We start from the raw sequence: 23655 nt of genomic DNA, 5'->3' as shown, positions 1-23655 counted from the left end.
ATATTCTGGGCTGGTCCCGGCGCCGTGCCCCGGGCCACGCATCCGCTCCTTGTCCAGTCCTGTCCCAAAGTTGTCCAAAGTAAGGTGCCTCCCCGTGTCAGCCAGCAAACCCGTCGTCCTCCTCGCCGAGGAACTTTCGCCCGCCACAGTCGAGGCTCTGGGCCCGGACTTCGAAATCCGCCAGACCGACGGCGCAGACCGTTCCCAGCTGCTGTCCGCAATCGTTGACGTTGACGCCATTTTGGTTCGCTCGGCTACCCAGGTGGATGCCGAAGCCATTGCCGCCGCGAAGAACTTGAAAGTCATCGCCCGCGCGGGTGTTGGGCTGGACAACGTGGACATTAAGGCCGCCACACAGGCAGGCGTCATGGTAGTCAACGCCCCGACGTCCAACATCGTCTCCGCCGCCGAGCTCACGGTAGGGCACATCCTCAGCTTGGCCCGCCACATTCCGCAGGCCAGCTCTGCGCTGAAGAACGGTGAGTGGAAGCGCTCCAAGTACACGGGAATTGAACTCTTCGAGAAGAAGATCGGCATCATCGGCCTGGGCCGCATCGGTGCTTTGGTTGCAGCGCGCCTCCAGGGTTTCGATACCCAGATCCTTGCGTACGACCCCTACATCACTTCAGCCCGCGCTGCCCAGCTGGGCGTCAAGCTGGTCACCTTGGATGAACTTCTGGAGAATTCCGACTTCATCACCATCCACATGCCCAAGACGCCGGAAACGGTGGGCATGCTGGGAGCCGACGCCTTCCGCAAGATGAAGGAAACGGCCTACGTGGTCAACGTAGCCCGTGGCGGCCTGGTGGACGAGGAAGCACTCCATGTTGCCCTGAAGGAAGGCCAGATCGCCGGCGCCGGTGTGGACGTCTTCGTCAAGGAACCCAGCACGGACCTGCCGTTCTTCGAGTTCGACAACGTCATTGTGACCCCGCACCTGGGTGCTTCCACTGACGAAGCACAGGAGAAAGCCGGCGTCTCGGTGGCCAAGTCTGTTCGCCTGGCACTTGCCGGCGAGCTGGTGCCTGACGCTGTCAACGTCGCCGGCGGCGTCATCGCTCCGGATGTCCGTCCAGGCATCCCGCTGATCGAAAAGCTGGGCCGGATCTTCACTGCGCTGACCCACGCTTCCCTTACCCAGATCGATGTGGAAGTGGCGGGCGAAATTGCCGCCCTGGACGTCAAGGTGCTCGAACTTGCCGCACTGAAGGGCGTTTTCGCCGATGTGGTGACCGAGCAGGTCTCCTACGTGAATGCTCCTGTGATCGCCGAACAGCGCGGAATCAACACCCGCCTCATCACCACCCCGGATGCTGAGGACTACCGCAACGTCCTGACCATCCGCGGTGCCCTCAGCGATGGTTCCCAGATCTCCGTAGCCGGTACCCTCACGGGGCCCAAGCAGGTGGAGAAGCTCGTGGGTGTCAACGGGTACGACGTCGAAATCCCCATCAGCGAGCACCTGGTTGTGGTGGCCTATGCAGACCGTCCCGGCGTCATTGGCACCATCGGACACATTCTGGGCATGAACAACATCAACATCGGCGGAATGCAGGTGGCCCGCCAGACTGAAGGCGGCCAGGTTCTTGCGCTCCTGACCATCGACAGCTCTGTTCCGCAGCAGGTCCTGGAGGCCATCAAGGCCGGCATCGGAGCCGACATGGTCCGGGAAGTGGATCTGGAGGACTAGGGCTGCAACTGATTTCCATCAGCTGAGTTCGCGTGCCGGCGACACACCTTTGGCACGCAGGCGTGGCCGGTCTGCTTACAATGGCTGGGTCCGGGATTCGGACCCGGCAGCAGGCCGGCCACAACTTTTGCACCTAAAGCCCGGTATTCCCTTGTGTCTTTTGAGGAATTCCGGTCTCTGTGTGCGCGCCCGCAATCAAGGTCTCAGGGAGCCCAATGAACGCCGTCCAAAGGTTCATCAGAAGCCGTGTGCTGCTGCTGACCGCGGCCATTTTGATCGTCGCAATGTGCTTGTCCGTCCTCGTCCAAAGCCAGTCACAGGCTGCTTTGAACCGGACAGTGGATGAGAACTCGCGGGGACTCTACGACATCCTGGTCCAGGCCAAGCCGGACCAGGCCCAAGATGGCGACGGCGGTGCTTTGATCCAGCCGGAAATCGCCAACGGCCAAGGCGGCATCAGCTTTGAGCAGCTGGAGAAGATCCGCACCATGGGCCAAACGGCTGTGGCCGCACCCATCAGCCTGGTTTCGCGCGTTTCGCAGAACCTGGAGGCTCCCCGCCTCAATGCCATGGACTACCTCGGGTACAACGCCGGCCTGGCCGGAGCCGTGACCGCGGGGGATCCTTCGGCCATGGATTCCAGCAAATGGCCCGCTGCGGAATCGGTGTTGTCCGATACCCCCAAGAAGTACCGCCTGACGGCCTCTGCCACGAGTTCTGACGGTGTGAACCAGCAGACGCTCTTCAAGACCAGCGCAGAGGGCACCTTGGGCAAGGGCCGCTTGATCCAGGAGCAGGCTGCGGGCGGCTCCAACGTCAGGATCGCCGGACCCGAAGGCGAGACCGGCATCAAATTCCCGGCTCCCGCACTTGGCTCCGAGCACAATCTTTTCAACCTCTCGGTGGCGCTGCCCCTAGCCCCTGAGGTGACCGAGTCCGTCGTCGCGGTGGACCCCGCCGCCGAAAGGGCGCTGTTGGGATCCGCAGGCGACTTCCTGGCACCCCTTGAGAAGGCTCCGCCGGCCGATGCGCGTGACGCAGGAGCAATCGGACGCCACTTCGAAAGCCTTTTCACCACAGGCCTCAGCATGGACCAGTTGGAAGAAGGTCCTGACTTTCTGGGCGTCAAGCTCAAGTACTGGGCGCCGCTGATGACCCAGTACCAGCAGGCCAAGCGTGACGGTTTGCTGACTGACGATTCCCAGGCCATCCCGCTGATTGTCCGCTCCGGCACCTCCCTTGACCTGCAGTACTCGGTGAAGATCGAGGAACTGGATGCCAGTGGCAAGGTAGTCAATGAGGTCGGCACGGTGACGCGGAGCCTGGACAAGGATTACCTCCCCTTCGTGTCCAAGTCGCCCTTCGCCCTCGAATGGCCGGGTTCAACAGATCACAGCAAGCTGCTCGGAAGCACGGCTTCCTTCAGCCAAGGCCTGTACAACCCCGCCACCTGGAGCGCGGCGTTTGCAGCAGCCCCCAAGTACAAGGACGGCGACGAAGCTTCCAACGGCGCTTCGGACAAGAGCGCGACGCCGGGGGACTGGGTGACGGTCAACCGCCTGCCTGAGAAGTCCTCCTTCGGTGCCGCCGTGGACCAGACGCAGCGCAAACCAGTCGATGAGCGCTCCTACCGCGAGGACCTGGAAACAGGCAAGAAGCCGGCCGCGCCGCTGCCCATGGTGTACGGCACGTTTGACCCCGCCGACGTCCAGTCAGCAGCCGGGGACGTCAACAAGCTGCCTCTGGGCGGCTACGATCCCACGCCGATGACGCTCACCAAGGACGCTGAGGGCAAGGATGTCGAAGGCACGGAACTGAAGCCTTCGTTGAGCGCTACGGGCCTGGTCAGCCAGTCCGCCGGTGCCATCACCGATTACTACGGTCTAGCCGCAGCCCGTGGCTACGACACCAACGCCGACGTTATTGACGCCGTCCGGGTCAAGGCCTCGGCCGCCGGCAACTGGAAAACGGCCCAGCCCGAGGTTGAGAAGCTGGCCACGCAGATTCGCGGGCTCGGCCTTGAAGCCACAGTCGTTGCAGGTTCCGCGCGCGAAGATGCCAATATCTTTGTTCCCGGCTACAGCAAGGACGACGCCGGCAAGGAATCACCGTTGGGCACCGTCCAGCAGTCCTGGGTCCGCCAGGATGCCGCCGATGCCGTCTCCGGTTCGCTGACCGGTACCAACATCACCCTGCTCTTCCTGACGCTCTTGGGCGCAACTCTCCTGACAGGCGCCTCGACGGTCAGCTACATCCGCCAACGCCGGAGCGAAGCAGGCATTCTCAGGGCGATGGGCTGGACGCAGAAACGCATCCGGTCCTGGGTCCTTGAAGAGTTTGCGGTGGGAGCTGCGGCCCTTGCTGCGGCCGGTCTCGTCCTGAGCCTGCTCAGCTGGAATATTGCCACCGTCATTGTTTCCGTGACCATGCTCATCATCTACAGCGGAGCCGCGCTGCTGGCAGCCCAGCAGCTGCGTCACCGTGTAGTGATCGACCAGGAACCGCAGCACGATGACCGCCTGGTAACGGTGGATTCCCCGTTGACGTTCGCCAACCGGCAGCTCACCACCAACCGGTTCAACTCCATCTCCCTTGCCGTGGCAGTAGGCGTGTTCGGCGCTGCAGTGGGTGCCCTGATCGCCCTGCTGATTGACATCCCCCGCGCAGCCGGTGCCAGTGCTTTGAGTGGCCTGGCAGCTGCAAGCATCGCTTTGCCGAGCGTCATCCTGGCGGTCTTTGGAGTCGTGGTGGGCTTGCTGCTGACCCTTGTGACCGGGCGCTTTGAACTCCATGCCAAGCGGGAGTACCTCGGTACCTTGAAGGCCATGGGCTGGAACCCGGACATGCTGGGCCAGGTCCGCTTCTTCGAGAACGCACTTGTAGGCACAGTGGCTCTTCCCTTGGGCGTCCTTGGCGCCTTGGGGCTGGGACTGCTGCTGGCTCCCTACGCGGCCCTGTGGGCCGGTCTGGCCGGTCTGCTGGCCGTAATTTGCTGGATTCCGATTGCAACGAAAGTAGTCAAATGACTGACAAACTCAACCCCGAGCTGGCGGCCACCCCGGAATCCACGGAAGAGTCGCTGCAGACCCGCGCCAACACGATCGTGAAGGCCTCCGACCACGCAACCCCCTTGGAATTGAGCCGCGTGACCATCCACTACGGCGGCGACAAGGGCGGCGCCGAGGAAGTGGACGTCGTTGACGACTTCAACCTCACCCTGCACGCCGGTGAGATGCACTGCATCGCCGGACGAAGCGGCTCCGGCAAGACCAGCATCTTGACCGTGAGCGCCGGACTGACGCTCCCGACGTCGGGCAAGGTCTTTTGGGAGGGCGTGCCGCTGGACACCATGGGCGATGACGAAATTGCTGACCGCCGCCGCGCGCTCATCGGCTATGTGGACCAGGGCGGCGCCCTGATCGACGGCATGAGCGCCCTGGAGAACGTCCTGCTTCCCGCGGTGCCCGATGGCGAAGTGGAACAGCGGACGGAAATGGCCAAGGACCTCCTGGACCTGGTGGGCCTGGGTCGCCGCATGCGGCACCGTCCCGCACAGCTCTCCGGCGGTGAGCGCCAGCGCGTCGCCATCGCCCGCGCGCTGATCCTGGGCACCCGTGTGCTGGTAGTGGATGAACCCACGGCCAGCCTGGACCGGGCAGCAGCCAACCGCATTATCGGGATCCTGAAGGACACCACGAGCGATGGCATCGCTGTCCTGGTGGCCTCCCATGACCACGAGCTGGTGCGGCTCAGCGATACGCTGACCGAACTTAACTAAGCTATTTCATCCCAAAAAAAGGTAACTTCTTAGAGTGACGTCTCCAGAGAAATCCCCGTTCTACATCACCACCGCAATCAGCTACCCCAACGGCGTGCCGCACATCGGCCACGCCTACGAGGTCATTGCAACTGATGCCATGGCGCGCTTCAAGCGCCTTGACGGTCATGAAGTGTTCTTCATGACCGGAACGGACGAGCACGGACTCAAGATGCAGCAGTCTGCCGAGAAGGAAGGCATCACTGCCAAGCAACTCGCCGACCGCAACTCGGCTGCGTTCAAGCAGATGAGCCAGGACCTGGGCATCTCCCATGACCGCTTCATCCGCACCACCGACCAGGACCACTACGCCGCCTCGCAGGCCATCTGGAAGAAGATGGAAGCCAACGGCGACATCTACCTGTCCAAATACGAGGGCTGGTACTCCGTCCGTGACGAGGCATACTACGTCGAAGACGACACCGTGGTGAAAGAGGACGGTCTCCGTTACTCCAAGGAGACGGACACGCTGGTCACCTGGACCGCGGAGGAAAGCTACTTCTTCCGGCTTTCCAGCTACCAGGAGAAGCTCCTTGCCCTTTATGAGGCGCAGCCTGAGTTCGGCGCTCCGCAGTCCCGCTTCAACGAGGTCATCAGCTTCGTCAAGCGTGGTCTCGAGGATCTGTCCATCAGCCGCACCACCTTTGACTGGGGTGTTCCTGTTCCCGGCGATGAGAAGCACGTCATGTACGTCTGGGTTGATGCCCTGACCAACTACCTCACCGGCGTTGGCTACCCCGACGTCGAGTCGGAATCCTTCAAGAAGTTCTGGCCTGCCGACGTCCACGTCATCGGCAAGGATATTTCGCGTTTCCACGCGATCTACTGGCCTGCGTTCCTCATGAGCGCCGGGCTTGAGCTGCCACAGCGCGTCATGATCCACGGCTTCCTCACCAACAATGGCGTGAAGATGTCCAAGTCCCTGGGCAACGTCGTCGCGCCGCAGGACTTTGTGGCGCAGTACGGTTTGGACCAGTGCCGGTACTTCTTCCTCCGCGAAGTTCCGTTCGGTGCGGACGGCAACTACAACCACGAAGCGATCGTGGGCCGCATGAACTCGGACCTCGCCAACAACTTCGGAAACCTTGCCCAGCGTTCGTTGTCCATGGTGGCGAAGAACTGTGAAGGCAAGGTCCCGGTGCCCGGAGAGTTCACGTCGGAGGACACTGCCTTGCTGACGCAGGCAGGGGAGTTGCTGGAAACAGCCCGCTCAGCCTTCGACAAGCAGGAATTCAGCCGCGCGCTGGAAGCCATCTGGACCGTATTGGGCGATACCAACGCCTACTTTGCCGACCAGGCCCCCTGGGTGCTGCGGAAGACCGACATCGCGCGCATGAACACGGTTTTGTATGTCACTTTGGAGGTAGTAAGGATCGTAGCGATCCTCGCCCAGCCGGTCATGCCGTCGTCGTCCGCCAAGCTGCTCGAAGTCCTGGGCCAGGCCGAAGGCGAGGCGAGGCAGTTCGCCGCGATCGCCACGCCGATCTTTGCAGGCACGCAGTTGCCGGCTCCAGCCCCGATCTTCCCCCGCTTCGAAGAGCCCGCTGAAGCTTAGGACCCTCTCTCACATACCATCCATAAAGAGCAATCGCTCTCTCACTTTCCGACAGTATGACCGCGGGAAGTGAGAGAGCGATTCTCGTTTGGCGTGATGATGTGAGAGAGCGTTGCTGCCTTAGGCGGTGGCCAGACCCTCGACGGGGGAGAGGCGTGCGGCGCGCCGGGCAGGGATCACCGAGGCCAGCAGTCCGGCCACCACGGCCACCCCGAAGACTGCGGCCAGTTGCATCCACGGAACGGCAGGAACAACGCTGGCTACGCCTCCCAGTGTTGCCTGCGCCCCCAGCCATCCGTAGACGATTCCCATGCCTGCGCCCATGATTGCGGCCACGCCTGCGACGAGCACGGCTTCGATGGCCAGCATTCCGCGCAGTTGGCCCCGAGTGAGGCCAAGGGCCCTGAGGAGGGAGTTCTCCCTGGTCCGCTCAAGGACCGAGAGGGACAAGGTGTTCGCCACGCCGATCAGCGCAATCACCACGGCGATACCAAGCAGACCGGTGACAACCAACAAGAGCACATCGATGATGCTGTTGAACGTCACCCTCTCGATCGCGGCCCCACTGACGGTTCGCTCCTGCACCCCCAATGCTGCCGCGATGTCTTTCTGGAGAGCCTGCACCCGGTCCGTAGAGACGGAATCATCCAGCTTCACCCACACCATGGACGCCGTTTCCGGCAGCGGGGACGCAGCGATGCTGGAGCTTTCCACAAACGCCGGGACGTGGCGGGTCCGCAGCACCTTGGCGTCGAGCGAAACCGTGCCCTCCGCCGTCGAGATCGTCGCAGCACCCTCTGGAGAGTCTTCTGGAAGGTAAACCATGCCCGGGCCCGGCTTCAGGTTGTTATCGCGCAGCACAGACGCTGCATCTGCGGCGGAAAGGCCGTAGATGGTCATGCCGCTGTCCGGTGCAGCGGAATCGCCCAGTGTTCCTATCGGCTGCAGCATGACCGCAGCGCTGACGCCGTCGAGCGCCTTGATCCTCGCCAGGGCCTGCCGGTGGTCGACTGAACCATCCACTGCAGTCTGTGCCGAAAGGTCCACAGGGTAGTTCTCGGCCAGGGTGTCGTTGAATGCCTGCCGGGATGTGGCCGCACCCGTCATCATGAGCGATACCAACGTGACGCCGATGAGCAGCGCGGCCGCGGTCGAAGAGGTGCGGGCAGGGTTGCGCGTGGCGTTCACGGCCGCGAGCTTGCCCGGCACTCCCGCGGGTGCGGCGAGCCTGCCGGCCAGGGCAACCACCGTGGGGATGAACAGCGTGGAGCACAGGAGAATACCCACGAAGGAGGCGGCTCCGCCCAGCAGCGCAACGCCCAGCGATACGTTGACGCTGCCGTACACCAGCGCTGCTGCTCCGCCCAGCAGGGCCAACAAGCCCAGCACAAGGCGTACCTTGCCGCGCTTGTTCCGGACGGATGCGTCATCGCTGGGCCGCAAGGCGGCCAGGGGCGCGACGGCGGTAGCCGCCTTGGCGGGAACCAACGCCGCGACCACGGTCAACAAAGTTCCTGCCACCAGGCCGGCGATAATGGCCGACGGCGGTACAGCCAGCGTCGCGAAGGCCTGCTCAGGCTGGGACTTGGCCCAGGCAATCAGCCCGGTCATCAAGCCCGTGGCCGCCAGGACGCCCACCACAGAGGAAAGGAAACCGACCACCAGGGCTTCGAGCATGACGGACCCACGGATTTGTGCCCGCCCGGCACCGAGGCAGCGCAGGAGCGCCAACTCCCTGGTCCGTTGTGCCACAAGTACAGAGAAGGTGTTGGCCACCACCAAAGTGGAGACAAGGATGGCCACGCCGGCGAACGCGAGCAGTACGATGGTCAGCTGGTCCTGCCCAGCGCTCAGCATGGCAACAGTGGAGGTCACCTTCTCCTGGGCCGTTTCCAGCACAGGCCCGGTAGCTCCCGCAGCTTCCATGCGATGGGTGATGTACTCCTTGGCGGCGGCCACGTCCTCGCTGGCCTTGAGCGAGAACTGCACTCCGGTAAAACCGGAACCCGCGTCCTGGACCGCGTTCAGGACCGATTCGGACGCCACCAACTGCGCTGCCGATGACGAGAAAGGATCATTGGTGGCTTGGATCAGGCCGGTGATGGTCACCTTGGCATTCTTGACAGGTCCCGCCCCGTGCAGCTCAAGCGTGCTGCCAACGCTAAGGCCCAGATGCCCGGCTGTCTTGACGTCGATCACAGCCTCAGAGGCCTTCGACGGCATGGACCCGGAAGAAAGTACGGCACCTTCCAAGGCTGCGGGCGCTGCATTCCGCAGCCGGCCATACTGCTCTCCGCCGCCGGCCCCGAACGTGACGTACGTGGAACGCTCCGCGTAGCTTTCCTCCACTGCCGGGGAGGAGACGGCAGCCTCCACAGCGGCCGGGGTGAATGCTTCACCGTTCTTGGATGTGGCAACAAGGTCAGCGTTTCGGTACGCCTCACCGATGCTGGCCCCCAAGGAAGCGTTCGTGCTCGCACCCACCATCAGCGTGGCGGAGAGGAACATCACGGACAACATGACGGCGAGGCCGATGGCGATAAACCGCCGGAAGTGCGTCGTCAGTTGGGAAACGGCAACACGCAGCATGCTCAGGCTCCCAGCTTGCCGAGGGCTGCCAGGACGGAGTCCGCGGTGGGATCGTGGATCTCGCCCACCAAGCCGCCGTCGCTCATCAGGACAACTCGGTCGGCATAACTGGCGGCCACGGGATCATGGGTGACCATGATGATGGTCTGGCCCATCTCCTGGCTGCTCCGGCGGAGTAACGCCAGTACTTCGCCGCCGGCTTTGGAGTCCAGGTTGCCCGTAGGCTCATCGCCAAAAACGACGTCGGGGCGGGTCAACAGGGCGCGGGCTACTGCTACGCGCTGCTGCTGGCCGCCGGAAAGCTCATGGGGGCGGTGCTTCAGGCGATCCTTCAAACCAAGGGTGCTGACAACGGTATCCAGCCACCCGGCGTCGGCGGTGGTCCCCGCCAAAGCGAGCGGAAGCGTGATGTTCTGCTCGGCCGTCAACGTAGGCACCAGGTTGAACGCCTGAAAAACGAAGCCGATCCTCTCCCGGCGGAGCGCGGTGAGCTGACGGTCATTGAGGCCGGTCAGTTCGGTGCCCCCCAGGACGATGCGGCCGGAGTCCGCTGTATCGAGGCCGGCCAGGCAATGCATCAAGGTGGACTTCCCTGAACCTGAGGGACCCATGATGGCCGTGAACTTTCCGGCGTCAAAGCTCACCGACACCTTGTTCAGCGCGGTCACGGTGGTATCGGCGCGGCCGTAGCTCTTGGTCAGCTCGTGGGCCTCGACGGCGGGTCGGGCCTGGGCCTCATCGGACCCTGTGGGTCGATCGGTTCCTGACGGGTGGGAGAGAGGCGTGAAGGTTGTCATGGTTTCACGCTATGTTTTGCTGCACCCCGTCAGGATCGGGCCAGGGGCCCATTGTCCGGTGGGTGCCCTCATACCGTGGTCTGAGGTGCTAGGAGCCGGGGGCTACAACTCCGGTCTCATAGGCGATGACCACCACCTGCACCCGGTCACGGGCACCCAACTTGGCAAGGATGTGCCCCACATGGGTTTTCACCGTGGCCTCGGAGAGAAACAGCCCTGCTGCGATCTCGGGATTCGACTGTCCTTGGGCGATCAGTTGGAACACTTCGCGCTCGCGGGCTGTCAGGCGTTCGACGGCGGCAGCATGCTCGGTCTGCTCAGGCGTCTGTGTCCTCAGCAACGGTGCCACATGGTCCAGCAAACGCCGGGTAGTGGAGGGAGCTATCACCGCGTCCCCACGGTACACGGTGCGGATGGCCTCGAGGAGCTCTTCGGGCGGAGCGTCCTTCAGGAGGAACCCACTGGCCCCGGCCTGGATGGCGGCCAGTGCATACTCATCCAGGTCGAAGGTGGTCAGCACCACGATCTTGATCTCCGCACGTTGCGAACCGGAGGGTTGTGCCGCCGCCTGTTCCAAGATGCGTCGGGTCGCTTCTATGCCGTCCATCCCGGGCATGCGGACATCCATCAGGACCACGTCGGCGGCGGTAGCGGACAGGGCCTGGACAGCCTCGATCCCATTGCCTGCCTCAGCCACGACTTCGAGGTCCGGCTGCGAATTGATCAGCATGCCAAAACCCGAACGGACCAACTGTTGGTCGTCGACGAGTGCCACCCTGATGGGCGCAGGAAGTTCTGGCATGGCTTAGGCCTCCGAATACGGGATGAAAGCGGACACACGGAAACCGCCGCCCTGCTTAGGGCCTGCGGTCAAAGAACCATCGTAGAGGGAGACCCTCTCACCCATGCCCAGCAAGCCGTTGCCGCCGCCGGGTGCCGGCGGATCAGCGGCGGCGCCCCGGCCGTCGTCGACGATGTCCAGCTGCAGGCCCCGGGCCTGCCACGTCAGGGTGACGCCCGCGGCCGCCTTCGGTCCCGCGTGCTTCATGACATTGGTGAGGGCTTCCTGGATGATGCGATACGCCGTGAGCTCCGCTCCGGCCGGAAGTGCGCGGCGGGGGACGCCGCTCTGTTCAAAAGCCACCTGGAGGGTGGCGGCACGGAACCCGAGGAGGAGTTCATCCAGGTCCGAGAGCCGCGGTTGCGGGCGGGTAGGGGAGTCGTCGTCGGAGCGAAGGACACCCAGCAGCCTGCGCATCTCGCCCAAGGAGTCCCTGCCCGTGGCGGCAATGGTAGCCAGCGCTTCCGTAGCGAGTTCAGGTTTCGCGGCAGCAGCGTATCGGGCTCCATCGGCCTGGGTGATGATCACGGACAAGGAGTGCGCCACGATGTCGTGCATTTCCCGGGCAATGTGGGAGCGCTCGTCTGCGGCGGCCAGCTTACGTTCCTGCACATGTTCCACCTCGAGGCGCCGCGTTCGGTCTTCCAGGGCCTGAAGTTGGAGCCTGCGTACGCGTGTGAGGTCGCCAAGGGTCCAGCTCACCAGCACCAGCATCCAGATCAGGACGGTGTACAGCGTGCCGATGGTAAGGCCCATGATTCCCGATTCCACAGTGGTCGAGAACAGCCGGGTGGTCAGCATGACGCCGCCGGCGAGGCCTGCAATCAGGACACTGCGGCTGGCCCACGCAGGCCCGTAAGCCGCCGTCGCGTAGATGATCAAGGGAACGGCGATTTGCCCCGCCACGGGTTCGGCGCCGACCGCCCATTGAATCAGGCATACGATGACCACCGCACCGGCAGCCATGGCAGGTCGGGTGCGCCGCCAAGCCAGGGGGAGCAGGAGACTGCAGGATAAGAGTGAGAGCCACGGACGGTCAGCGATCAGGTACACCGGGCCAAAGAGGAGGATCAGCAGGCACGTTGCCGTGAGGTCCACGATGAAGCGGTTGATCCGGAACCATTCATATACTGCGTGCCTTCTATCCACGCTTAGACTCTATGCGCTTGTTAACGCGGAGGCGTCATGCCGCGGTCTGACTCCTTCCGGACATCAGTGTTCGCAGAATGAGACGATTTTGACCAGCATGTGGATTGCTTGGCTAGATAGAGCTATGAGTGCAACGTCCATCAATCTCGCTGTCATCCCTGGCGACGGCATTGGCCCTGAGGTCATCGCCGAAGCCGTCAAGGTCCTCGAAAAGGCTGTCGCCGCCGAAGGCGTTGCCCTCGAACTGACCAACTACAAGCTCGGTGCCCAGCACTGGCTTGAGACCGGCGAGACCCTCCCGGACGAGGTCCTGGCCGACCTCCGCACCCGCGATGCCATCCTCTTCGGGGCAGTCGGTGCGGCCCCGGGCGATACCCGCATCCCGTCCGGCATCATCGAGCGCGAAATGCTGCTCAAGCTCCGCTTCAGCCTGGACCACTACGTGAACCTGCGGCCCTCGCGACTGTACGGAACCGTCGGCAGCCCCTTGGCCAACCCCGGCGCCATCGATTTCATCGTGGTGCGCGAGGGGACCGAGGGTCCTTACGTTGGCAACGGCGGCACCCTGCGCGGCGGTACGCCCCACGAGGTAGCCACCGAGGTTTCCCTCAACACCGCCCACGGCGTGGAGCGCGTTGTCCGCGATGCCTTCCGTCGTGCGAACGATCGTCCGCGCAAGCACGTCACGCTCGTCCACAAGCACAACGTGCTGGTTTTCGCCGGGCACTTGTGGAAGCGCACCGTCGAAGCAGTGGCCCAGGAATTCCCTGACGTCACCCACGATTATCTGCACATCGATGCTGCCACCATCTTCATGGTGACCGACCCTTCCCGCTTCGATGTCATCGTCACCGACAACCTCTTCGGCGACATCCTGACCGACCTCGCTGCTGCCGTGACCGGCGGCATCGGCCTGGCGGCATCGGGCAACATCAACATGGACCGCACCGCGCCGTCCATGTTCGAGCCCGTCCACGGCTCCGCTCCGGATATCGCCGGACAACAAAAAGCCGATCCCACCGCGGCCATCCTCTCCGCAGTGCTCCTCCTGGACCACCTTGGCTACACCACGGCGGCCCGAAAGATTGAGGCGGCAGTCGTCGCCGACGTCGAAAGCCGCACCGGCGCGCCGCGCAGCACAGCTGCCATCGGCGATGCCATCGCGGCCGCACTTTAGGCCCATTACGCAGGCGTAAGCTTGTCTTGAATTATTTACCTGCTTCCCTGGTCCATCGCTGAACCACACCCTTTTTGGGGACCCGGTTCGCCCTGCCAGGTAGCTGACTGTGGAGGAAACATGACTCAGACTGCCCATGGCGTCGAATTCAGCCAGCAGCTTTCGGAAACCCCGAAGTCTGCTGAGGAGCGTGCAGCCGTCCTGGCGAACCCAGGCTTCGGCGACTACTTCACCGACCACACCGCCGTCGTCGACTACAAAGTCGACGCCGATGGCAATGGCGGTTGGCAGAATGCCCGGATTGAGCCCTACGGACCCATCTCCCTGGACCCTTCGGCCGCGGTCCTGCACTACGGCCAGGAAATCTTTGAGGGCCTGAAGGCCTACCGTCACGCTGACGGTTCCGTCTGGACCTTCCGGCCCGAAGCCAACGCTGCGCGCTTGAACAAGTCCGCGCGTCGCCTCGCCCTCCCGGAGCTGCCCGAGGAGTACTTCCTGGGAGCTATCCGCGAACTCGTGCAGGCCGACAAGGAATGGGTTCCGTCCGGCGACGGTGAAGCGCTGTACCTGCGTCCGTTCATGATCGCGACGGAGGCGTTCCTCGGTGTCCGGGCTGCCCGCGAAGTGTCCTTCCGGGTCATTGCTTCCCCTGCCGGCAACTACTTCGGCGGCGAGCTCAAGCCCGTCTCCATCTGGATCTCCCGTGAATATGCCCGTGCCGGCCGTGGCGGTACCGGTGCTGCGAAGTGCGGCGGCAACTACGCAGCCTCCCTGATCGCGCAGCAGGAAGCCGAAGCGAACGGGTGCAAGCAGGTACTGTTCCTGGACCACTTCAACGACGACGCCGTGGAAGAACTCGGCGGCATGAATGTCTTCTTCGTCATGAAGGACGGTTCGCTCGTCACTCCTGCCCTCAGCGGCACCATCCTTGAAGGCGTCACGCGGATGTCCGTCATCCAGGTGGCCAAGGACATGGGGCGCGAAGTCACCGAACGCAAGATCACCCTGGACGAATGGCGCGACGGCGTGGCCTCCGGCGAGATCACCGAGGTCTTCGCTTGCGGTACGGCAGCCGTGATCACACCAATCGGTGTGCTCAAGGACGCCACGGAGTTCATCGGCTCCGAGGACGCAAAGGCCGGCGACACCACCATGGCTATCCGCCAGCAGCTTCTGGGCATCCAGACCGGAACCGTCGAGGACACCCACGGCTGGCTGACCCGCCTGGTGTAGCCTCCGGACGTCCCGGAACGCCACCGCACGACGGCGGCCCTTCACTTGGTTATCAAGCGGAAGGGCCGCCGTTCTGCTTTCCGGACGCCCGCTCACTTCCCTGGGGTTTGGGGTGACGCTCTATCAGGTTCCTGGGGTTTGGGGTGGCGCTCGCTCACGGGTTGAGGCCTGCTGCTGTGTTGTCTCTTCGAATCGATCCACTCTTGAGACTCTGTGAGAGAGGATCGGCGGGAAGGGCGTGGGATGTGAGAGAGGATCGGCGGGAAGGGCGTGGGATGTGAGAGAGGATCGGCGGAGGTGCCAAGATGGGAGAGTGACTTCAGAATCAATGGCGGCTGCAGATAATTCTCAAAGCGACGGCAGCTCTTCCCTGCAGCGCAGCAGCGACCTAACCCGCTTCCGGTTGGCCCCCAACCCCGGCCCCATGAGTCTGGACGGCACCAACTCGTACATCATTGGCGCGCCGGGCTCCGGCCATGTGGCTGTGGTGGACCCGGGACCGGCCGACGAACGGCATCTGGCTGTACTCGCAGCGGCGGGCACCGTAGATGTGGTGCTGATCACCCACCGCCATGCGGACCACACTGAGGCCTCGGCCCGCTTCCATCAGCTGACAGGGGCTCCGGTCCGGGCTGCCTCTGCGGAGCATTGTCACGGAGGCGAGCCACTCACGGACGGCGAGGTCCTCACGGCAGGCGGCGTTGAAATCCGCGTCGTTGCAACGCCGGGCCACACTTCCGACTCGGTCTGCTTCCATCTCCCGGGCGACGGGCCGGTCGGCTCCGTCCTTACCGGGGACACCATTCTGGGGCGCGGCACCACTGTTTTGGACTACCCGGATGGCCGGTTGGGGGACTATCTCGCAAGCCTGGACAGGTTGGAAGCCCTCGGTCCCGCAATCCTCCTGCCTGCCCATGGGCCGGTACTCCCTGCTTTGGACGAGAAATGCCGGGAGTACCGGGACCACCGGGAACAGCGCCTTGACCAGATCAGGGCGGCCCTGAAAAACCTGGGGCCGGACGCCTCGATATCCGCCGTCACCGACGCCGTCTATCCCGACGTCGACCCTTCCGTCAGGTGGGCGGCGGAGACTTCCGTGGCAGCGCAACTTGATTACCTCCGGAGCTAAGCCCGGACTGTAGGCTTGAGCCCATGCGTATCGCCCGGTTTGTAGTTGATTCTGATCCCCTTTACGGCGTTGTTGAAGGCGAGCCCGGCAGTGAGGAAATCACTGTCATTAACGGCGACCCGTTCTTCAACGGCGTCGAACGTACCCATGTGAAGCACAAGCTCGAGGACGTGCGGCTCCTGGCGCCCATCATTCCCCGCAGCAAGGTGATTGGCGTCGGCCGGAATTTCGCCGAGCACGCAGCGGAGCTCGGCAACGAAGTTCCCCAGCAGCCCTTGTTGTTCCTGAAGCCCAACACCTCGGTGATCGGCCCGAACGACCCCATCATCCTCCCTGAGTTCTCGGAGGAGGTCTCCTTCGAAGCCGAGCTGTGCGTGGTCATCGGCCGCATCTGCAAGGACGTCCCGGAGGATCGCGCGGACGACGTCATTTTCGGCTACACCTGCGGCAACGACCTCACCGCCCGCGATGTCCAGAAGACGGACCTCCAGTGGGCCCGTGCCAAGGGCTTCGACACCTCCGCGCCGCTGGGCCCGTGGATCGAAACCGAGCTCGACCACGAAGACCTGTCCATTCAGGGACGGCTGAATGGTGAACTCCGCCAGGACGGCAGCACCAGCCAGATGATCCGCGGCGTCCGCGAACTCGTCTCGATCGTTTCCCACGCCTTCACGCTCCTTCCGGGCGACGTCATCATGACCGGTACCCCGGCAGGCGTCGGCCTGGTCAGCGAGGGCGACCGTTTTGAGGTGGAGATCGAAGGCATCGGACGCCTGTCCAACCCGGTGGTTCGCCGCTAGGCTCCCAGCGAAACTTCAAAAAGCCAGGTTCGACGGCGGCACTGACCTTTCGCACGAACGGTCAGTGCCGCCGTCGGGCGCTTCCAGCCGGGAAACCGGGGCGGCGCCAAGCGGTAAAGTTGGAACCACTATGACTACTGCTTCTGCGTCGAACGCTGCCTCCAGCGCCATCCCTGCCGTCAACGCCGAGACTCCGGTCCGCGTCCGTTTCTGCCCGTCGCCGACGGGAACGCCGCACGTTGGCCTGATCCGCACCGCCCTGTTCAACTGGGCGTATGCGCGCCACACTGGCGGCAAACTGATCTTCCGCATCGAGGATACCGACTCTGCCCGTGACAGCGAGGAGAGCTACCACCAGTTGCTGGATGCCCTCAAGTGGCTCGGGATCAACTGGGACGAGGGCGTAGAGGTCGGCGGCCCGCACGAGCCGTACCGCCAGTCCCAGCGCGGCGACATCTACCAGGACGTCATCGCCAAGCTTAAGGCCGGGGGACACGTCTATGAGTCCTACTCCACGCCGGATGAGATCGAGGCCCGCCACAAAGCCGCAGGCCGCGACCCGAAGCTCGGCTATGACGGATTTGACCGTCACTTGACCGAGGAACAGCTGGCACAGTTCAAGGCCGAAGGCCGCGAGGCTGTCCTGCGTCTCCGCATGCCGGACGAGGACCTGACCTTCAACGACCTCGTCCGCGGCGAGATCACGTTCAAGGCCGGTTCCGTTCCCGACTTTGCAGTTGTCCGTGCCAATGGCGCCCCGCTGTACACCCTGGTGAACCCGGTGGATGACGCACTGATGGGGATCACCCACGTCCTGCGCGGCGAGGACCTGCTGAGCTCCACCCCGCGCCAGATCGCACTGTACCGTGCGCTCTACGCCATCGGTGTTGCCGAGTACATGCCGGAGTTCGGCCACCTGCCGTACGTCATGGGCCAGGGCAACAAGAAGCTCTCGAAGCGTGACCCCGAGTCCAGCTTGTTCCTGCACCGCGAGCGTGGCTTCATCCCCGAGGGCCTGCTCAACTACCTGTCCCTGCTTGGCTGGTCGCTGAGCGCAGATGAGGACATCTTCACCGTGGAACAGCTCGTGGCCAACTTCGACATCCACGATGTCCTGGGCAACCCGGCCCGCTTCGATATCAAGAAGGCCGAGGCCATCAACGGAACGCACGTCCGTCTGCTGGCGCCGGAAGACTTCAAAGAGCGTTTGGCCCCTTACCTCCGTGCTGCCGGGTTGGTAGGGGAGATCCTCACACCGCGGCAGGAAGAGATTCTTGCCGAGGCCGCCCCGCTGGTGCAGGAACGCATCACCCTCCTCGGTGAGGCTCCTGAGATGCTGGCGTTCCTGTTCAAGGCCGACGACGCCATTGACGTAGCAGATGACGCCCGGAAGGGACTCCCTGCCAACCTGGACGAGGTCCTCGACGCCGCCCTGGCAGCGCTGGAGCCCATCGAGGAGTGGACGGCTGAGAACATCCAGACGGCGCTGAAGCAGGCTCTTGTGGAGGACTTGGGCATCAAGCCCCGGGCCGCCTTCGGGCCTGTGCGCACGGCCATCTCCGGCCGCCGCATCTCTCCGCCGCTGTTCGAATCCATGGTGATCCTTGGTAAGGATTCATCCCTGGCCCGCGTTCGCGCTTTCCGCGGCTAAGGACGGCTTCAGTCATGGCAATCGCAAGCTCCTTCGGCACTATCCGCGGTGTCCTCTTCGACATCGATGACACCCTGGTGGACCTTGAGTACGCCATGACCACAGCCTTGCGTGACGTCAGCGAACATCTCCTGCCCGGCCTGGACCAGGCCGGGTGGGTGAAGTTCGGCCGCATTTTTACGCACGAGACCACGCACTTCTATGACCGTTACCTGGCCGGCGAGCTGACGTTCAATGAACAGCGGCTGCTTCGCGGCAGGGCTGCGTTGGGTCACTTCGGTGTGGAACTTGGCGAGGGCGACGAGTCCCAGGCCTGGGTCTCGGAATACCACCAGCGCCAGACGGCATACGTGAGGGCCTTCGACGACGTCGGAGAGGTACTGGATGCACTCGACGCCGCGGGCATTCCCTATGGAGCAGTGAGCAATAACGTGCACGATTACCAGCGCGCCAAGTTGGACGGTGCAGGTCTTTCCAGGATCAAGGTTTTGGTGGGCACAGATACTGTTGGCGTGCCCAAACCGGATCCTGCCATTTACCTCGAGGGCGTGCGCCTCCTGGGCACGGCGGCGGGCGAGACGCTCTACGTGGGGGATAACAGGCTGCTTGACGCTGATGGCGCCACGGCGGCAGGGTTGATCGGCGTGTGGCTCAACAGGACCGGAGAAGTAGTGGAGGAATTCACCGGACGCCAAGTGGACTCCCTGACACGCTTGCTTGCCACCGTCCCAAGCGCCGTTGAGGGTACGCATCCAGCGGCGCGAATCATGTGATGCAGGTAACGCCTTCCCGATTTGTGCAGGTGGCAAGACTCCGGTAGAGTCATTACTCGTGCTGAGGGGCACGGAGGGAAAAGCTGAGGGAAACCGAAGCGATGAACTCCGGTCCGAAAGTCACTTTGGGATATGGTGTAATTGGCAACACTACGGTTTCTGGTACCGTCATTCTAGGTTCGAGTCCTGGTATCCCAGCTCTGAAAATCCGCGTGAATACGCCGGAAATTTGGAATCTCCAAGTCGCTGAAGCGATTTGGAACGGAGCTGAAAGTATGAAATACTCATTCAGCTTGATCGCCGGAAACGGCGACAAAAGTGCAAGGCCCCATCGTATAGCGGCCTAGTACGCCGCCCTCTCACGGCGGTAACGCGGGTTCGAATCCCGCTGGGGTCACCACTGAATCCCCCGGAACTACGGTTCCGGGGGATTTCTTTTTGCCTTCGTTGTGCCCATAACGCCTGCCGGGCGCCCGGGACGTGGGTCGGGCTGGCATGATGATGCTGTGACCGCAAACGAAGACCCGGCAGCTATCCGGCGAACCCCCGTACCTCAAGGTGCGGCAGCCGCCGTCGAGGCCTTGGAAGCTGCCCGCGCGGAGCTTGCGGCCACCACCCTTCCCCTGGCCGTGCCGGAGGCCCCGGAAGCCCGTCAATGGATCCGCGATTCCCTCGCACAACTCGACGACTACATCATTCCCCGTTACCGCAGCCTGGATGCGCCGCTGTTGGCCGTCGTTGGTGGTTCCACAGGCGCGGGGAAGTCCACGCTGGTCAACGCGCTGGTGGGTTATCCGGTAACCAGGGCAGGCGCCATCAGGCCCACCACACGCCAACCCATCCTCCTGCACCACCCCAACGACGCCGGATGGTTTGAAGGCCACAGGATACTTCCCAGTTTGGACCGCATCCGAGGGACCGTGTCAACAAATCCGAGGCCTGCCAACCAGGCAGGTGCCGCGCCGGACGCCCACGCGATCACATCATTGGTGTTGGTGGGCCATGACGCCGTGCCGCAGGGCATAGCCCTCCTGGACGCGCCGGACGTCGACTCGATCTCAGATGACAACCGCAGGCTCGCTGGACAGTTGCTTGCGGCCGCGGACCTCTGGGTATTCGTCACCACGGCCAACCGCTACGCCGACGCCGTCCCCTGGCGGCTGCTCCTGGATGCGGCCTCTCGTGACATCACCGTAGCCGTGGTGTTGGACCGCGTGCCCCCGGCCGCTGAAGAAGAAGTCAGGACTGACCTTAAAGCCATGCTGGACCGGCAGGGGCTCAGTGGGGCGGAGCTTTTCGTCGTTCCTGAAAGTGCCTTGGACGGGCTGGGAATGCTGCCGGAGGAATCGGTGTCAGCTCTACGCCAATGGCTGGGTGCCTTGGCAGCGAACGCAGCTGGAAGGGCGGACGTCGCACGGCGGACTCTTAATGGAGCTGTCAAAGCCGTCAGCGTCCGCTTGGAGGGCATCGCCGCAGCGGCATCAGCCCAGGATGCTGCTGCGCACGAACTCCAGACCACCTGCGTCCAGGAGTATGAGCTGGCCCTTTCCCGCATTCTTGCGGCCACCAAGGACGGTGCACTGCTCCGCGGTGAGGTACTGGCGCGATGGCAGGACTTTGTGGGCACTGGAGAATTCTTCCGGGCATTGGAGCAAAACATCGGGCGTATGCGGGACCGTGTGGGCGCTTTCTTCCGCGGAGAGCCGGCTCCCGCGGTGAAGGTGGAGACCGCCATCGAGACCGGACTTCAGGCAGTAATCCTGGACGAGGCCGCCACTGCAGCAGAAAACGTGGACCGGCGCTGGCGTGCTGACGCTGCGGGCCGCCACCTCCTTGGCTCTGATGATCTTTCAGGGACCAGCGAGGGTTTCGACGCGAAATCTGCCGCTGCCATTCGGACCTGGCAGGAAGGCCTGATGGAGATGATCCGCACCCAGGGGCAGGGGAAACGGACCCAGGCCCGTTGGTTGTCCTTTGGCGTCAACGGCCTGGGCGCTGCGCTCATGGTGGTGGTGTTCTCCATGACCGCAGGCTTGAGCGGGCTGGAGATTGGCATCGCCGGCGGCACGGCGGTAGTCGGCCAGAAGCTGTTGGAAGCCGTATTCGGCGAGGACGCCGTGCGTCGCCTGGCGCAGCAGGCGCGGGATGACCTGCATACGCAGTGCCAACGGCTGCTGGACGATGAACGGCTGCGTTTCCTCGACCGCCTTGAAGCGGCACATCCAAGCTCAGGAAACCAGCTGGCCCAGCACGCCAAGATCCTCCGCCGCCTGGCGGGGGCCGCATGAGCCGCCACGGCCAGGTGCGCGAGGCATCCCAACTGCAGCGGCGGCTCGAGGCGCTGAATACGGCCCGTGAACTCGCTGAAGGCGTGCTTCCGGACGAGAACCTGCAATCTGTCTACGACGTCCTGGAGCGTGCCACCTCCAGGCGTTCATTGTCGGCCGGCCACACCGTGGTGGGTTTTTTCGGGGCCACGGGCAGCGGTAAGTCTTCATTGTTCAACGCCGTGTCCGGCAGCGGGCTCGCCACCGCGACAGCACGACGCCCCACGACTTCAGCGCCCCTGGCGGGAATTTGGGGTGAGGACGGCAGCGGCCCGTTGCTCGACTGGCTGGACGTCAAGGAACGGCATACGTTGCCACCTGTCCCGGGGCTGGCCGACGCAGACACGGGCCTGGTCCTCCTTGACCTGCCGGACTTCGACTCCACCAGGGTGGAAAACCGGGAGATCGCCCAGCGCATGGTGGGCATGGTGGATGTACTCGTCTGGGTCCTGGACCCGCAAAAGTACGCTGATGCCGCCGTGCATAATGACTTCCTTCGGCCCATGGCCTCCCACGGCGCCGTCACCCTGGTGGTGCTGAACCAGGTGGACAGGCTCAACGCAGCGGATGCTTCTGCGGTGATGCAATCACTGGAGGGCATCCTGGAGCGTGACGGGCTGGGGACAGTCCGCGTGGTGGGTGCCTCAGCTTTAACCGGCGACGGCGTCCCTGCCGTCCGTGCTGCCATCAGGAACGTCGTGGTCCAACGCGAGGCAACAACGCGGAGGCTGGCGGCCGACGTCGTCAAAGCCGGCGCGGAACTCGCCGAAGCGTCCGGCGACGGTGAAGCCCGCGGCATCACTGCAGGCGCCAAGGCGCGGCTTGCGTCTGAACTGGCGACGGCGGCCAACGTGCCGGTGGTGGTGGATGCAGTCCAGCGGTCCTTCAAGAGGGAGTCGGCCCGCAGGACCGGATGGCCCGTGACGCGCTGGCTGCTGCGCTTCCGTCCGGATCCCTTGCGGAGGCTGAACCTGCGGCGGGAGGACACCAGGCCCGAACTCAGCCGGACATCGTTGCCGCCCGCCGGTGCTCCGGAGCGGGCGCGAACCGATGCTGCGGTCCGGGATTTTGCGGACGACGCATCCGCCGGCGCACCGGGACCATGGCGGGCAGCAATCCGCGCCGTGGCTAGGGACGGCCGGGAGCAGTTGCCCGATGCCTTGGATCAAGCCATCGCCGGTACTGACCTGAAGGCCACGCAGCGGCCACTGTGGTGGGCGTTGTTCAACACCCTCCAATGGCTGGCGCTTGTGCTGGCCGTTGGGGGCCTGGGGTGGCTGGGGGTGTTGGCCGCTCTCGGTTACTTCCAAATGCCGGTGCCCGAGGTTCCCCGAACGGAAGGGTGGCCGTGGCCTACCCTCATGGTCGCCGGGGGAGTTGGGCTGGGGATCGTCCTTGCCATAACTGGCAGGATTCTTGGAGGCTGGGCTGCGCGCATCAGGGCGTCGGGGGCAGCGAAACGCTTGAAGTCCGCGGTGGCATCAGTTGCCGAACAGAGGATCGTGGAGCCTGTTGAGGTGGAAATTACGCGCTTGAAAGCGTTCAACGCCGCGCTGAAGGCGGCCCGCTCCAAGTGAAGGAGTGCAGCTTAGAGGGCCGCGGCCGCATCCCGGACTTTGATGAGGGTGCGCAGGTTCCTGGTGGTGGTGCCGGCTTTGTAGCGGGCTTTGGCGGAGAGTTTGCTGAACGGGCTGTCCAGGGTGCCGCCGGCGGGTGCCAGCCACGCTGACGCTTCAGGGCCCAGCCGTACCTGCTCCACGCCGTCCAGGGCAGCACCTGCTTCAAAGAGTTCATCAAGCATCGCAGTATCGGAGGCCAGAGTGATGTAGCTGTGGGTGGTTTTGTCATCAGCCGGGTAGGGGCAGGCCTCCACGAGGTCGGCCACCCTTGCTGCTGTGAGGACCACTACCCAGGCGTCGTAGCCGAAGGTCTTCCGCAGGCACTGCTCGAACTGCGCCTTGACCTCAAGAGCCTTGAGCTCGCTCTGCAGCACGACGTTTCCACTGGCCAGGAGGGTTTTGACCTTGGCGAACGGGTAGTCCTGGAGTGCAGCCTTGAGGTCGGCCATCTTGATGTTGATGCCACCAACATTGATGCCGCGGAGGAAGACGGCGTAGTTGTCCATGC

17 protein-coding genes and 2 tRNA genes are annotated in these 23655 nt (G+C 63.7%); 14 read left to right on the top strand and 5 right to left on the bottom strand.

Features of this window, described 5'->3' with window-relative positions; translation table 11 throughout:
- Positions 1-94: 94 nt before the first annotated feature.
- The 4 genes from serA (at position 95) to metG (ending at position 7062) form a co-directional block, all read left to right on the top strand.
- A complete protein-coding gene (gene serA / locus AYX22_RS13110) occupies positions 95-1690 on the top strand; it encodes a phosphoglycerate dehydrogenase (protein WP_207593836.1) in 1596 nt (531 codons plus the stop codon).
- Between the two features lie 215 nt (positions 1691-1905).
- Complete coding sequence (locus AYX22_RS13105) at positions 1906-4716, top strand: FtsX-like permease family protein (protein ID WP_207593835.1); 2811 nt, start codon at positions 1906-1908, stop codon at positions 4714-4716.
- Entirely contained in the window at positions 4713-5468 is a 756-nt protein-coding gene (locus tag AYX22_RS13100; RefSeq protein ID WP_207593834.1) for an ATP-binding cassette domain-containing protein, read from the top strand. The genes AYX22_RS13105 and AYX22_RS13100 overlap by 4 nt, the downstream gene beginning before the upstream one ends.
- Positions 5469-5502: 34 nt before the next feature.
- Positions 5503-7062 carry a methionine--tRNA ligase gene (gene metG, locus AYX22_RS13095; RefSeq protein WP_207593833.1) on the top strand — a complete coding sequence of 520 codons (1560 nt, stop codon included), beginning with the start codon at positions 5503-5505 and terminating at the stop codon, positions 7060-7062.
- A gap of 120 nt (positions 7063-7182) precedes the next feature.
- Here the strand turns inward: metG and AYX22_RS13090 are convergent, their stop codons facing one another.
- The 4 genes from AYX22_RS13090 to AYX22_RS13075 form a co-directional block, all read right to left on the bottom strand.
- Positions 7183-9651: an ABC transporter permease gene (locus AYX22_RS13090; protein ID WP_207593832.1), complete on the bottom strand. Its 2469-nt coding sequence runs from the start codon at positions 9649-9651 to the stop codon at positions 7183-7185.
- A gap of 2 nt (positions 9652-9653) precedes the next feature.
- Complete coding sequence (locus AYX22_RS13085; RefSeq protein WP_207593831.1) at positions 9654-10448, bottom strand: ABC transporter ATP-binding protein; 795 nt, start codon at positions 10446-10448, stop codon at positions 9654-9656.
- Positions 10449-10536: 88 nt separating this feature from the next.
- Positions 10537-11250 (bottom strand): response regulator transcription factor, encoded by a 714-nt coding sequence (locus AYX22_RS13080; protein ID WP_207593830.1) that lies wholly within the window; start codon positions 11248-11250, stop codon positions 10537-10539.
- A 3-nt stretch (positions 11251-11253) separates the two neighbouring features.
- Positions 11254-12438: a histidine kinase gene (locus AYX22_RS13075; protein ID WP_207593829.1), complete on the bottom strand. Its 1185-nt coding sequence runs from the start codon at positions 12436-12438 to the stop codon at positions 11254-11256.
- A gap of 124 nt (positions 12439-12562) precedes the next feature.
- On the opposite strand from AYX22_RS13075, the gene AYX22_RS13070 reads away from it, so the two are divergent.
- From AYX22_RS13070 to AYX22_RS13025, 10 genes are all read left to right on the top strand, one after another.
- Positions 12563-13615, top strand: a complete 1053-nt coding sequence (locus AYX22_RS13070) for a 3-isopropylmalate dehydrogenase (RefSeq protein WP_207593828.1) — start codon at positions 12563-12565, stop codon at positions 13613-13615.
- Positions 13616-13735: 120 nt separating this feature from the next.
- Complete coding sequence (locus AYX22_RS13065; RefSeq protein WP_207593827.1) at positions 13736-14848, top strand: branched-chain amino acid aminotransferase; 1113 nt, start codon at positions 13736-13738, stop codon at positions 14846-14848.
- Between the two features lie 328 nt (positions 14849-15176).
- Positions 15177-15977, top strand: coding sequence for an MBL fold metallo-hydrolase (locus tag AYX22_RS13060; RefSeq protein ID WP_207597581.1), 801 nt, complete (start codon positions 15177-15179; stop codon positions 15975-15977).
- Positions 15978-16000: 23 nt separating this feature from the next.
- Positions 16001-16777 carry a fumarylacetoacetate hydrolase family protein gene (locus AYX22_RS13055; RefSeq protein ID WP_207593826.1) on the top strand — a complete coding sequence of 259 codons (777 nt, stop codon included), beginning with the start codon at positions 16001-16003 and terminating at the stop codon, positions 16775-16777.
- A 130-nt stretch (positions 16778-16907) separates the two neighbouring features.
- Positions 16908-18428 (top strand): glutamate--tRNA ligase, encoded by a 1521-nt coding sequence (gene gltX, locus AYX22_RS13050; protein ID WP_207593825.1) that lies wholly within the window; start codon positions 16908-16910, stop codon positions 18426-18428.
- A gap of 14 nt (positions 18429-18442) precedes the next feature.
- Positions 18443-19201, top strand: coding sequence for an HAD family hydrolase (locus AYX22_RS13045; protein ID WP_207593824.1), 759 nt, complete (start codon positions 18443-18445; stop codon positions 19199-19201).
- Between the two features lie 126 nt (positions 19202-19327).
- Positions 19328-19399: transfer RNA gene (locus AYX22_RS13040), tRNA-Gln, on the top strand.
- A gap of 126 nt (positions 19400-19525) precedes the next feature.
- Positions 19526-19601: transfer RNA gene (locus tag AYX22_RS13035), tRNA-Glu, on the top strand.
- 106 nt (positions 19602-19707) lie between these two features.
- Complete coding sequence (locus AYX22_RS13030; protein ID WP_207593823.1) at positions 19708-21489, top strand: dynamin family protein; 1782 nt, start codon at positions 19708-19710, stop codon at positions 21487-21489.
- Complete coding sequence (locus tag AYX22_RS13025; protein ID WP_207593822.1) at positions 21486-23105, top strand: GTPase; 1620 nt, start codon at positions 21486-21488, stop codon at positions 23103-23105. The genes AYX22_RS13030 and AYX22_RS13025 overlap by 4 nt, the downstream gene beginning before the upstream one ends.
- An 11-nt stretch (positions 23106-23116) precedes the next feature.
- On the opposite strand, the gene AYX22_RS13020 is transcribed toward AYX22_RS13025, so the two are convergent.
- On the bottom strand, positions 23117-23653 hold the full coding sequence (locus tag AYX22_RS13020; protein ID WP_207593821.1) for a DUF1697 domain-containing protein: 537 nt from the start codon (positions 23651-23653) through the stop codon (positions 23117-23119).
- Between the last annotated feature and the right edge of the window lie 2 nt (positions 23654-23655).

This window comes from Arthrobacter sp. D5-1 (genome assembly GCF_017357425.1).
In the GTDB taxonomy this organism is placed as follows: domain Bacteria; phylum Actinomycetota; class Actinomycetes; order Actinomycetales; family Micrococcaceae; genus Arthrobacter.
The sequence above is the reverse complement of the archived record's forward strand: the minus strand, read 5'-3'. Positions and strand labels throughout refer to the sequence as shown.